Below are 11330 nucleotides of genomic sequence, written 5' to 3' on the forward strand. Positions count from 1 at the left end.
CCACGCCGTCGTCCAGCGGATAGGCTTGGGAATCCGGCAAATACGGAGAGGACAACTCGCCGTCGGCGCTCAAGGTCAGGCCGGCGAACACGCTCCAAACGCTGTCCGGATATTGCCGCCAGGCGATGCCGCCGGTCTCGCTGCTACCATAGACTTCCCACGCCGCCCGCCCGGCCCGCGCCGCCAAGCGCTCGGCGGCATCGGCCGGCAGCGGGCCACCGGAACTGAAGACGGCCGGGAATCGGCCGATCTTGGCCCAAGCAGATTCGCCGTCCAAGCGCTTCAAATGAGCCGGGCTGGCGATCCAGCAGGCGTTTTCCGGCAAGCCGGCGGCATCCAACGCGGTTTCGCTGGCGAAGCTCCGCCCGGCCGCCAACGGCCACAGCACCCGGAACAACAGGCCGTAAATGTGTTGATGGCCGACCGTGCCGGCCACCCGGCAAGCCCCGAGCAGATTGCCCCACCGCGCTTCCAGACCGGCGACTTCCCGCCACAATTGGCGTTGGCTTTTAAAAATGGGTTTAGCGGCACCGGTCGAACCGGAGGTAAACAAGGCGAGTGCCGGCGGTTGGCGATCGCTTCCGCTCGCCCAGGTCCGCCAAGCGGCCCAGGGCCGGCTGAAATCGGCGGACCCGGCCTGCCGGGCTTCCACCGCGCCGCGTGCTTGATGCCGATTTGTGTCGAAATCCGCCACCCTCAGGTCCCGCGACGGCCAGTCGCCGAGCAAACGGCAACCCGCGCTTTCCAGCAAGGCGCCGGTGTCGGGCCGATTATTCGCCGCCAGCCAGACCTGTTTGCCGGCTTGCCATAACGCGAACAACAACACCGCGAACGGATAGGCATCCTGGCAGTACAAGCCGTAACGCAGGTGGGATTCGGCGGCGAAGCGCTCGGCCCGGACCGCGACCGCCAGCCGGAAATCGCCGCGGGTAATGCATAGACCGCGGTGCCAAGCCACCGGCCGGTCGTCGTCGGCCGTCTCCAAAGCCAGCGTCACGGCTTAACCCCGCCAAGCGGCCCGGCGGCGGACGCCGTATTCGCCGACGAACAGCAGCCCCATCAACAGATAGGCGATCAAGCCGTTGTACAAGCTCCAGACCTCGAAGCTGGCGTACAACGCGGTCACCAGCGCCGCCGCGCCGTTCAGCACGAAAAAGCCGCACCACACCACGGTTACCCGGCGGGTGTACACCACGCCGGCGGCGGGCAAATCAGGGGTTTGCAAGCGGGCCAGCCGCTCGATCAGGCTGGGCGGGCGCAGCAGGCTGAGGCCGAAGATAACCAGCATCGCGGCGTTGACCGCAACCGGGTAGAAACGCAGGGTCAGCACCTGATTGCTCCAGACCGCGAATGCCGCGAAGGCCAAACCGGCCCAAGCCGCCTGCCGTATCCAGCGTTGACCGGCCAAGGCCAGGCGCAGGGCCAGCAATCCGGCCAACGCCGCCGCGATCCAGCGCGGTTCCACATAGCGAAGGCCGAAATAGACCGCCGCCGGATACAGCAGCATCAACATGCCGACCGCCGCGTTGAACCAGCGCGACATGCTACTCCTGCAACAAACGATGGACGGCCTCGACCACATCGCCGATGCTGCGGGCGGTTTTGAAATCCTCCGGCTTGACCATTTTGCCGGTGACTTCCTTCAGTCGCACGATCATGTCCACCGCGTCTATGCTGTCGAAATCCAGATCTTCGTAGAGTTTGGCTTCCGGGACGATGGCCGCCGCGTCGATTTCGAACATTTCGACCATGATGTCGCGGATCGCCGCCAAAATGTCTTCACGGGTTTGCATCATGCCGCGCTCCCGGCCGTCGCCAAAAAGCGCGCCAGCGAGGCCACCGACGCAAAGATCGCCGCGACATCCTGCTGTTCGGCGTCGATCTTGACGCCGTAGCGCTTGCGAATCGCCACGCCCAACTCCAGCGCGTCGATCGAATCCAATCCCAGGCCGCCGTCGAACAGCGCGGCTTCGCTGTCAATGTCGGCGACATCGACATCCTCCAAGGCCAGCGTGTCGATAATCAAGCGTTTTAATTCAGTTTCCATCGTGTTCATCGTTCATTCGTCGTTCGCTAAAATAATCCTGCAGGGCTTCGGTCAACCGCCGCACCGCGATCGAACGCGGTTCGATCGCCCGAAATACGCCAAGGTCGATCGGGTCGCCAACCTGCATTGTAAGCGCAAAGCGCCGCGCCGGGATGCGATACCATGGCTCGGCCTTGGTCAGCGTGCTGGGGCGGCAGCTCAATACCACCGGCGTGACCAGGCAATCGGCCTGCAAGGCCAAGGCCGCCGCGCCGCGCTGAAACCGGTAAGGCCGGCCCGGCACCGAGCGGGTGCCTTCCGGAAATACGATCAAGCAACCACCTTCACGCAGACGTTCGGTGCAGGCATCCAGCATCGCTTGCGAATCGGCGTTGCTGATGTAGCCGGCATGCAAGATCGGTCCGCGCATCGCCGGATTGCGCCACAGGCTGGCCTTGACGATGCAACTGGCGTGTCGAATTCGGCTGAGCAAAAACACCACGTCGACCAGCGTCGGGTGATTGGCGACGATCAACTGGCCGGGCCGATTCAACTTCTCCAGGCCTTCGATCCGGTAAGTCATCACACCCAGCCGGTGCATCAGTCCGATAAAGGCGTAGAAGCTCAGATGCACCGCGTATTGCGCCCGGCGTTGCTTGGCGGCCGGCGCGCCGGGCCGCAACGCCAGCACCGGCAATACCAGCCACCACAACAACATGCCGCCGATGCCGAACACCGCGAAACTCAGCGCGGTGGCGAATAACCGCCAAGCGTAATCCAAGTAGCGAATCAGCGCTTTTGCCATAACCAGCCTTGGCCGTTTTCGCCCAAACGCAGTTCGGCTCGGGAATCGGACAGGAATTCGATCAAGGCCGGCAATTGCAGCGGCTGCTCGCCGTCGCCGCGCGGCTCGACCAGCCGTTCGAAACGGCAGGCCAGCCCCGCCCCGCCGCCCGCCAAGCGCAGCGCCAAGGCCGCGCCGGGCGCCGACAACCGATAGCCGGCTACCGGATAAAATTCGGGCAGTGGTTCGTCGTAAAACACCAGCAACACTTCCGGATGGCCTTCGCCCAGCAGCCCCAAGGCTTCGATAAAGCCCGGCCCCAGTCCGCCCGCGCCGGGCGCCAAGGCCACCGTTTCCAGCCGGTGGGCGTAAACCATCGCATACAGGCCGGCGATGGCATTGTGTACCGACAAGCTGAAGCCGGCCGGCGACAAGTCCTCTCCTGCTTGCAGGGTTTGAAGCAAAGCCAGCGAATCGGCGATTTGGCCGTGGCTGGAGCTGAATACCGCCGGCAAGGCCTCGCCGGGCGCGATACAGCCTTCGATTGCTCGAAATGCGCGGCGCGCCAACGGGCTCAAGCGTCGCAGCAAACTTTTCGGAACTTGGCGCGGCGCCGAGCCATCGGCCGGGTTTAAATCCGCGTGCCAGCCGCGAATCGTGAAATCGAGTGCCATGATTTCGCTTAAACCGCTGAACGCCGGCGCCAATCCGCGTCGGCCAATCGGTACAACACGTGCCGCCGTAGCGGGCTGCTTGGCGGCAGCAGCGGGTGATCGAATTCGCGGTCGCGGCGCATGCCCAAGCGCCGCATCACCGCTTGCGAGCGAACGTTGTCCAGTGCAGTGAACGAGATGATTTCTTTTAACGCTAAACAGTCGAAGCCGAATGCCAACGCGGCGCGGGCCGCCTCGCTGGCGTAACCTTGCCGCCAATGCTGATAAGCCAAGCGCCAGCCGACTTCGACGCAAGGCGCGAAGTCGTGGCGGGTGGCGGGTTCGTGTAAACCGACATAGCCGGTGAACTCGCCAGTGTTGGCCCGTTCCACCGCCCAGAAACCCCAGCCGCGTTCGGCGATCAAGGCTTGCAAGCGCTGGGCCAAGGCGTCGCTGGCGCCCCGGTCGAGACTTTGCGGCAGGTACGCCATCACTCGGGAATCGGCGTTCAGCGCGGCGAACGCCGGCCGGTCGGCGTCCCGCCACTGCCGCAATATCAACCGGGCAGTGGCGAGGCTGTGGACTTGGGTCATCCCCGCCCTCGTTCGCTGCCGATCGGGCGTACCGTCGTCACTCTTGCTTGTCGTTGATCAAGTCGTAAGTGATGTCCGGGTTCAAGCCAATCGGCCAGTAGATGATCGCGAACGGCGGCCAGAAAATCGAAACCACCCGGAACTTGGCTCTGAGCTTGCCTTCCTTCAACACTTTGCCGTTTTTCTCCAGTTTGTACGGAATGCCGCCGCCCGGCGGCATGCCGGCCGCGGTCCAGAAATAGGGCTTGGTGGTAACTTCGCCGTCGGCTTTGATTTGCACCGGCTCCGGCCGCTTGTACAGATACAGTTGCGAGCCTTCCGGCACTTTAAAGTGACCGGTCGTCGAGCAGCCGGCCAAGAGCATCAGGGCCGCGAACCACGGGATTAATCGTTTCATGTCGTCTCCTATTGAAGTTAAGACCAGCGTTTGAAAATCAACGAGGTGTTGATGCCGCCAAACGCAAAGTTATTGCTCATCACGTATTCGCAAGTCAGCAAGCGAATACTGCCCTGAATATAGTCGAGTTCGGCGCAAGCCGGATCGACGGCATCCAAATTGGCGGTGGCATGAAACCAACCTTCGCGCATCATCATGATCGCGGCCCAGGCTTCCAGCGCGCCGCAGGCACCCAAGGTATGCCCAGTAAAACTCTTCAATGCGCTGATCGGCATCCGCCCGCCGAACACCGCGCGAGTGGCGCGGCTTTCGGCGATGTCGCCATGTTCGGTGGCGGTACCGTGGGCGCTGACGTAGCCGATCGCCTCCGGCTCCAAACCGGCGTCGCTCAGCGCCAACCGCATCGTCGTTTCCATGCTGGCGCTGTCCGGTTGGGTGACGTGCAGCCCGTCGGAATTGGTGCCGTAACCAACCACTTCCGCGTAAATGCGCGCGCCGCGCGCTTGGGCGTGCTCCAGGTCTTCCAGAATGAAGGTGCCGGCGCCTTCGCCGATCACCAAGCCGTCGCGGTCGCGGTCGAACGGGCGCGGGCTTTGCTCGGGATGGTCGTTGCGCAAACTGGTCGCGAACAAAGTATCGAACACGGCCGCCTCGGAAGCCGACAACTCGTCGGCGCCGCCGGCCACCATCACTTGCTGGCGGCCGAATTTGATCGCCTCATAGGCATAACCTATGCCTTGGCTGCCAGAGGTACAGGCGCTGGTCGTGGTGTAAACCCGGCCGTTGATCCCGAAATGCAAGCCGATATTGACCGGCGCGGTGTGCGCCATCATCCGAATATAGGAGGTCGCATTCAGGCCGTCGGTGGCGCGGTTGATCAGCATGTTGCCGAAATCGGCGATCGCATCGTAACTGCCGGCGCAACTGCCGTAGGCGATGCCGGTTTGACCGCTGTCCAGACAGGGATGAAACAACAAGCCGGCATCCTGCAACGCCCATTCGGTGGCCAGCGTCGCCATCAGCGCCACCCGCCCCATCGACCGGGTTTGCTTGCGCGAATAGTGCGCCGGCCGCTCGAACTCCACCGGCCCGGCCAAGCGAGTATTCAGTCCGTTATAAACGTCCCACTCCGGCATGGTGCGTATGCCGGTGCGGTGGGCCTGCAGATGTTCGGATATGGTCTCCCAATCGTTGCCGATCGGCGAAAGCCCGGCCATGCCGGTCACCACCACGCGTTTCAACACAGGCCTCCGTTGACCGAAATTACTTGGCGGGTGATGTAGGCCGCGTCCTTGGACAATAAAAACGCCACCGTCGCCGCGACTTCCTCGGGCCGGCCGACCCGGCGGGCCGGAATCAAACCCTTGATTTCGTCCAGCGGCAGTTGGTCTATCATGTCGGTGGCGATCAGGCCCGGCGCCACGCAATTGACGGTAATCTCGCGCTTGGCCAACTCCAGCGCCAAGGCCTTGGTGGCACCGATGATGCCGGCCTTGGCGGCGCTGTAATTGACTTGCCCGCGATTGCCCATCAGGCCGGATACCGACGACAACGTGACGATGCGGCCGGGTTTGCGGCGGCGCACCATCGGCATCACCAGCGGTTGCAAGACGTTGTAAAAAGCGTCGAGATTGGTGTGAATCACGCTGTCCCATTCCTCGCCGGTCAGGGCCGGAAACGCGTTGTCGGCGGCGATGCCGGCGTTGCAAACCACGCCGTAATAGGCGCCGTGCTGGTCGATGTCGGCGTTCAATACCGCCGCGCATTCGGCGCGGTCGGCCACGTCGAACCGCAGGATGCGGGCCTGCCGGCCCAGCCCGGCGATTTGGGCCGCAACGGCTTCGGCTTCGTAGTGCCGGCTACGGCAATGCAAAACCAAATCGTAACCCTGCCCGGCCAGGTACAGGGCAATGGCGCGGCCTATGCCCCGGCTGGAACCGGTCACTAACACGGTGTCATTCATTTAAATCGTCAGGTTGAAAAACGTTGAGGGTGGCGGAAATGTCGATATTGTCGCCGCGAATCCGGCATTCGAAAACTCCCAATTGACCTTCTTGCAGAATTTTCGCGGCTTCCACGGTCAGACGGGCGCCGACCGGCAGACCATCGACGTTGCTGTGATAGCGCCGGGTGCCCAGCAAAAAGCCCAGCCGGATCGGCTCGCCGGCCTGCCGGGCTTTCAGTCCGGCGTAAACGCCGACAGTTTGCGCCATGTATTCGATACCGGCCCAGGCCGGCACCCGCTCGGCATCGCCGAACAACCAGCCGTCGCCGCGCACCGTTAACGCGGTGGCGACCCCGGCCTCGTCGAAACGCAACAGCCGATCCAGCAGCACCATCGCGCCGGTATGCGGCAACAGCTCGGCGATCGGCGTGTCGAACCCGCTCATGCCCGCGCCGCCACAATCGAGACATTGCTGCCGCCGAACGCAAACGAATTGCTCTGGCACACCGTGACCGGCCGGCCCAGCGTTTGACCGGGCCGCAACCAGTTCAGCTGGGGCAATTCCGGATCGTCGTCGGTGCCGTTGACGTTGGGAATCAGCGCGCCGGCCGGATCGGCGCCGGTCAACAACAACCAGCAAAATCCCAGTTCCAGCGCCGCCGCCGTGCCCAATGCGTGGCCGGTCATGCCCTTGCTGGAACCGACCGGCACGCGGCTGCCGAATACCTGATGCACCGCCCGGCTTTCCATCGCGTCGTTCAATGGAGTCGCGGTACCGTGCAGATTGACGTAATCGACTTGCGCCGGCGCCAGACCAGCTTGCTCCAGCGCCCGCCGCATCGCGGCAGCGACCGCGACGCCGGACGGGTCCGGCGCGGAAAAATGGTAGCCGTCGCTGGTCGCCGCCGCGCCCAGCAGGGCCACCGGTCCCGGCTCGCGGCTCAATACAAATAGCGCGGCCGCCTCGCCCAAATTGATGCCGTCCCGCCCGGCGCCGAACGGCCGGCACAATCCCTTACTGACCGATTCCAAAGCCGCGAAACCGTTGACGGTCAAACCGCACAGGCTATCGGCGCCACCGACCAGCACCGCGTCGCACAAGTCCAGTTCCAGCAGGCGCCGGGCCGACAATATCGCCTTACCGCTGGACGAGCAGGCGGTCGACACCGTGTAACACGGCCCGCGCAACCCCCAATAGCCGGCCAGAAAATCGGCGCCGGCACCCATTTGTTGCTGCTTGTAATGGAAACCGGCCGGAAGCGCGCCGGTCGCGGCCAGCGCTTGCAAAGCCAATTCGCTGTTGCGCACGCCGGAGGTGCTGGTACCCAGCACCACGCCGATCCGGTCGGCGCCGAAGCGCGCCGCCATCGCGGATAGCGTGGTTTCCAGTTGGCGGGCGGCGGCCAACAGCATTCGATTGTTGCGGCAGCGATAGGCGGCCCACGCATCCGGCAATTCGGGCAATTCGGCCGCGACCCGGCCCAGATACAGCGGCCGGCCCGGCGTGAACTCGTCGCTGGCCCGCAAGCCGGCGCGATTCCCGCTCAGCAGGGATTGCAGGATCTCTTCGCGCTGCTGGCCCAGCGCGCACAATATCGCCGCGTCGTTAAGGTAGAGGTTCATCGGCGCGGCGCTATTTCACGGCCACCAGATTCAGCAGCGTCGGTTCCGGACGGCTCGGCAGCGGCAATCCGAACCATTCCAGCGCACCGGCATCCGGCCGGCTCCACCACAAATACGGGGTTGAAATCCGTTCGGCATCGACCCGAAAACCGGTGTCGCGAATCAAGCGCAGATATTGGTCGGCGGTCTTTTGCACCGCCATCGGATGGCGAAACAGCAAGCGTATCGGCAGCGAATGAATGAATCGCTTGCACGACTCGGCAAACAACAACTGGCCGCCGGGCTTTAACACCCGATAAAACTCGCGCATCGCTTCCGGGTGGCGGACGATGTGATGAAAGCTCTGATGGCAAAACACGATATCGAAGCCGGCATCCGGATACGGCAGCCGCTCGGCGTTACCAAGGCTGACCGTCACCGGACAAGCGCAGCGGCCGGCTTGGCCTTGGGCATCGGCCAACAGCGCGGCGTCGATTTCGACCGCGGCGATACGGCTGGGCGCGAACGCCTCGGCCAATAGCGCGAACGAGTTACCACGGCCGCAACCGACATCCAATATCGTCGGCGCCGCCGGGAATACCGGCATCAAACGCCGCAAATCGGCGATCGCCACGCGCAGCACCCGCTTGCGCCAGGTTTCGGTGTTCAAAAACCAGATGCCGAAGGCGCTTTCCTTGATCCAGTGGGTTTGGGAGACAGTCATGTGAGCAACGCGGCGGTCGGGGTCGGTTAGCAAGCGGAAAAAATAGCATCGTCGCGGTTAAAATGACCGCGCCTCATCCGAGCGGCGAGCCGGGATGAACTGAAATTTGCCGCGCGAAACGGTTAAATCGCCGGGCATTATAAGCGGATTCCGGCCGAATGCCGCACACGGCCGGTTGCGCGCCAAGTGTTCCGGCCGTTTAGATCTTCGCCAGCAACATCACCGTCGATCGGGCTTGCGCCCGATAAACGTATTCGCCCACCGCGACCGCCGCGTCGGCGCCGACGCAATCGTCCGGCGACGCCAGCGCGGTATCGATAACGCGCGCCCATTGCAACGGGGCGTTTTGGTGACTCCGCGGCAATTCGAAAGCCAGGCTTTCCCAGTAGCTGTTGAAAATGAAATAAATCAGATACGGCCGCTGCAGTTTGGCGATCAGAATCGCCAAGCCGTGCGAATCCCGTCCCCAATCGGGCTGATGCAACTTGACGCCGTGGTACTCGATATACAGCTGTTGAAAAAACAGATTCAACGTGGCTTGCGACTCCTTCCAGGTATACAGCAAGCCGCGCAACTCGATCAGCAGTTTGACGAAGCGGTGGATGTCGGGGTGTTTGTCGTGCAACGACCAATCCAACCAACTGAGCTCGTTATCCTGGCAATACGCATTGTTGTTACCCCACTGGCTGCGGCAGACTTCGTCACCCATCGTCAGCATCGGCGTGCCGGCGGAAAGCAGGGTCAAGGCCAGGAAATTCTTGATCTGGCGCTTGCGCAGCGTGTTGATGTCGGCGGCGTCGGTTGGCCCCTCGACACCGCAATTCCAGCTGAGATTGTTGTCGCAGCCGTCGCGGTTGCCTTCTCGATTGGCTTCGTTGTGCTTGTTGTTGTACGACACCAAATCGTGGAGCGTGAAGCCGTCGTGGCAGGTCACGAAATTGACGCTGGTTTCGGGTTCGCGCCGCTCGGCGGCAAAAATATCGGGACTGGCAAACAACCGGTTGGGCAATTTGGCGACGCTGCCCGGCGCGGCGCGCCAGAAATCGCGGATGTCGTCGCGAAACTGACCGTTCCACTCCTTCCAAAAATCGCCGATGAAACAGCCGACCTGGTACAAGCCGGCCGCATCCCAGGCTTCGGCAATCAATTTGCTGCCGGACAAAACCGGATCGGTTTCGATGTCCCAGAGTATCGGCGGATTCGGAAACGGCCGGCCTTCTTCGTCGCGCGACAAAATCGACGCCAAATCAAAGCGAAAGCCGTCCACGTGCATTTCGGTGACCCAATAGCGCAAACTGTCCAGGATCAGGCGCCGCACCACCGAATGGTTGGCCTTCAAGGTGTTGCCGGTGCCGGCGTAGTTGGTATATCCCCCGTTTTGGGCATCGAGGATGTAGTAGACGTCGTTGGCTAGGCCCTTGAAACAAAACATTGGGCCGCGTTGATCGCCCTCGGCGGTATGGTTGAACACCACGTCCAAAATGACTTCGATCCCGGCCCGGTGCAGGGCTTTTACCATGTCGCGAAACTCGGCGATCGCCGCCAGCGGCGCCGAATCGGAGCTGTAACCGCAATGCGGCGCGAAAAACGAGACCGGCGAATAACCCCAATAATTGCTCAGTCCCGGCGGCGCGTCTTGCGGATCGAATTGAAACACTGGCAGCAATTCGACGGCGGTGACACCCAAATCCTTTAAATACGGAATTTTCTCGATTACGCCGGCGTAGGTACCGCGCTTGTCGGCGGGAACGCCGGAGTTGGCGTGCTGGGTGAAACCGCGCACGTGCATTTCGTAGATCACGCTACCGCGAAACGGTTTGCGCAACGGCGCGTCACCTTCCCAGTTGTAACCCCGGTAATCGACGACAACGCTTTTCATCGCCGCCCCCCAATTGACGCCGGGCCGGCAGGCGGCCTGACGATCGTAATTCGCGCCGGCCGCGACCCCGCGCGCATAGGGATCGAGCAGCAGTTTTTCCGGGTCGAAACGCAGGCCGCGCTCCGGGTGGTGGGGTCCGTTCACCCGATAACCGTAGAGCTGACCGGCTTGAATGTCAGGCGCATGGATGTGCCAGTAATGAAAGGTCCGGTTGCGCGCCGGGTTCAGCGGCAGGATGCGGCTGGGCTGGTCGGCATCCGCCGTATCGAACAATAGCAAGTCGACCGAGGCGGCATTCTTGGCGTACACGCTGAAATTAGCGCCACCCGGCCGTAACGTGGAGCCTAGCGGATAGGAGCTGCCAGTGTTGATTTTGCCGTTCATGACGCAAAACTCCCGATGACGTGGGATTCCCGAACCAAGATCCCTGACCGGAAGTTTAGGAGAAATTCAGAAAACTGGACGAAGCCTAGGGTTTTGCGACTGCCTGACGCAGATCGGCCGACAACGGGAAGATGGCGTCGATGCTCAAACCAGGGCGTTGCGATAGTGGTTTTGCTTGACCTGATACATTCTCAAATCGGCAATTTCGATCAAGCGGTTGATTTCGTCGCTGTCTTCCGGAAAGTGCGCCGAGCCTATGCTTGCCGAAAACGGATAGACTTGGTTTTCGTAACAAAACGGCGCATCGATACGGGCCTGAATCCGCTGAATCACCGCATCGATG

General features: G+C 62.4%; 15 protein-coding genes. All 15 read right to left on the bottom strand.

The window, feature by feature from the left end:
- On the bottom strand, positions 1-997 hold a 997-nt coding region (locus tag AC3B8H_RS13820), incomplete at its 3' end, for an AMP-binding protein (RefSeq protein ID WP_488442129.1).
- 3 nt (positions 998-1000) lie between these two features.
- Positions 1001-1543 carry a COG4648 family protein gene (locus tag AC3B8H_RS13825; protein WP_488442130.1) on the bottom strand — a complete coding sequence of 181 codons (543 nt, stop codon included), beginning with the start codon at positions 1541-1543 and terminating at the stop codon, positions 1001-1003.
- 1 nt (position 1544) lies between these two features.
- The gene (locus AC3B8H_RS13830) at positions 1545-1793 is read right to left on the bottom strand and encodes an acyl carrier protein (RefSeq protein WP_064027499.1); all 249 of its coding nucleotides are present in this window, start codon (positions 1791-1793) and stop codon (positions 1545-1547) included.
- On the bottom strand, positions 1793-2047 hold the full coding sequence (locus tag AC3B8H_RS13835; RefSeq protein WP_488442131.1) for a phosphopantetheine-binding protein: 255 nt from the start codon (positions 2045-2047) through the stop codon (positions 1793-1795). The genes AC3B8H_RS13830 and AC3B8H_RS13835 overlap by 1 nt, the downstream gene beginning before the upstream one ends.
- Complete coding sequence (locus tag AC3B8H_RS13840; protein WP_488442132.1) at positions 2037-2831, bottom strand: lysophospholipid acyltransferase family protein; 795 nt, start codon at positions 2829-2831, stop codon at positions 2037-2039. The genes AC3B8H_RS13835 and AC3B8H_RS13840 overlap by 11 nt, the downstream gene beginning before the upstream one ends.
- Positions 2816-3484 (bottom strand): beta-ketoacyl synthase chain length factor, encoded by a 669-nt coding sequence (locus tag AC3B8H_RS13845; protein ID WP_488442133.1) that lies wholly within the window; start codon positions 3482-3484, stop codon positions 2816-2818. The genes AC3B8H_RS13840 and AC3B8H_RS13845 overlap by 16 nt, the downstream gene beginning before the upstream one ends.
- 8 nt (positions 3485-3492) lie before the next feature.
- A complete protein-coding gene (locus AC3B8H_RS13850; protein ID WP_488442134.1) occupies positions 3493-4056 on the bottom strand; it encodes a GNAT family N-acetyltransferase in 564 nt (187 codons plus the stop codon).
- Between the two features lie 37 nt (positions 4057-4093).
- Positions 4094-4453, bottom strand: a complete 360-nt coding sequence (locus AC3B8H_RS13855; protein WP_488442135.1) for a hypothetical protein — start codon at positions 4451-4453, stop codon at positions 4094-4096.
- Between the two features lie 17 nt (positions 4454-4470).
- Positions 4471-5694: a beta-ketoacyl-ACP synthase gene (locus AC3B8H_RS13860; RefSeq protein ID WP_488442136.1), complete on the bottom strand. Its 1224-nt coding sequence runs from the start codon at positions 5692-5694 to the stop codon at positions 4471-4473.
- Positions 5691-6416 carry a 3-oxoacyl-ACP reductase FabG gene (fabG, locus tag AC3B8H_RS13865; protein ID WP_488442137.1) on the bottom strand — a complete coding sequence of 242 codons (726 nt, stop codon included), beginning with the start codon at positions 6414-6416 and terminating at the stop codon, positions 5691-5693. Before fabG ends, AC3B8H_RS13860 begins: the two co-directional genes overlap by 4 nt.
- Positions 6409-6843, bottom strand: coding sequence for a hotdog family protein (locus tag AC3B8H_RS13870; RefSeq protein ID WP_488442138.1), 435 nt, complete (start codon positions 6841-6843; stop codon positions 6409-6411). Before AC3B8H_RS13870 ends, fabG begins: the two co-directional genes overlap by 8 nt.
- Entirely contained in the window at positions 6840-8021 is a 1182-nt protein-coding gene (locus AC3B8H_RS13875) for a beta-ketoacyl-ACP synthase (protein ID WP_488442139.1), read from the bottom strand. The genes AC3B8H_RS13870 and AC3B8H_RS13875 overlap by 4 nt, the downstream gene beginning before the upstream one ends.
- Positions 8022-8031: 10 nt before the next feature.
- Positions 8032-8724, bottom strand: a complete 693-nt coding sequence (locus AC3B8H_RS13880) for a class I SAM-dependent methyltransferase (RefSeq protein ID WP_488442140.1) — start codon at positions 8722-8724, stop codon at positions 8032-8034.
- Positions 8725-8923: 199 nt separating this feature from the next.
- Positions 8924-10987: a glycogen debranching protein GlgX gene (gene glgX, locus AC3B8H_RS13885; protein ID WP_488442141.1), complete on the bottom strand. Its 2064-nt coding sequence runs from the start codon at positions 10985-10987 to the stop codon at positions 8924-8926.
- 144 nt (positions 10988-11131) lie between these two features.
- Positions 11132-11330: diguanylate cyclase domain-containing protein (locus tag AC3B8H_RS13890; protein WP_488442142.1), on the bottom strand; the 199-nt coding region annotated here is incomplete at its 5' end.

It is taken from the genome of Methylomonas sp. BG-2 (assembly GCF_057766305.1).

Bases quoted from the DNA above. Each gene is read 5' to 3' on its own strand.
- AC3B8H_RS13835 (WP_488442131.1), bottom strand. From the start codon at position 2,047: ATGGAAACTGAATTAAAACGCTTGATTATCGACACGCTGGCCTTGGAG.
- AC3B8H_RS13870 (WP_488442138.1), bottom strand. From the start codon at position 6,843: ATGAGCGGGTTCGACACGCCGATCGCCGAGCTGTTGCCGCATACCGGC.
- glgX (WP_488442141.1), bottom strand. From the start codon at position 10,987: ATGAACGGCAAAATCAACACTGGCAGCTCCTATCCGCTAGGCTCCACG.
- AC3B8H_RS13840 (WP_488442132.1), bottom strand. From the start codon at position 2,831: ATGGCAAAAGCGCTGATTCGCTACTTGGATTACGCTTGGCGGTTATTC.
- AC3B8H_RS13830 (WP_064027499.1), bottom strand. From the start codon at position 1,793: ATGCAAACCCGTGAAGACATTTTGGCGGCGATCCGCGACATCATGGTC.
- AC3B8H_RS13855 (WP_488442135.1), bottom strand. From the start codon at position 4,453: ATGAAACGATTAATCCCGTGGTTCGCGGCCCTGATGCTCTTGGCCGGC.
- AC3B8H_RS13880 (WP_488442140.1), bottom strand. From the start codon at position 8,724: ATGACTGTCTCCCAAACCCACTGGATCAAGGAAAGCGCCTTCGGCATC.
- AC3B8H_RS13845 (WP_488442133.1), bottom strand. From the start codon at position 3,484: ATGGCACTCGATTTCACGATTCGCGGCTGGCACGCGGATTTAAACCCG.
- fabG (WP_488442137.1), bottom strand. From the start codon at position 6,416: ATGAATGACACCGTGTTAGTGACCGGTTCCAGCCGGGGCATAGGCCGC.
- AC3B8H_RS13825 (WP_488442130.1), bottom strand. From the start codon at position 1,543: ATGTCGCGCTGGTTCAACGCGGCGGTCGGCATGTTGATGCTGCTGTAT.
- AC3B8H_RS13875 (WP_488442139.1), bottom strand. From the start codon at position 8,021: ATGAACCTCTACCTTAACGACGCGGCGATATTGTGCGCGCTGGGCCAG.
- AC3B8H_RS13850 (WP_488442134.1), bottom strand. From the start codon at position 4,056: ATGACCCAAGTCCACAGCCTCGCCACTGCCCGGTTGATATTGCGGCAG.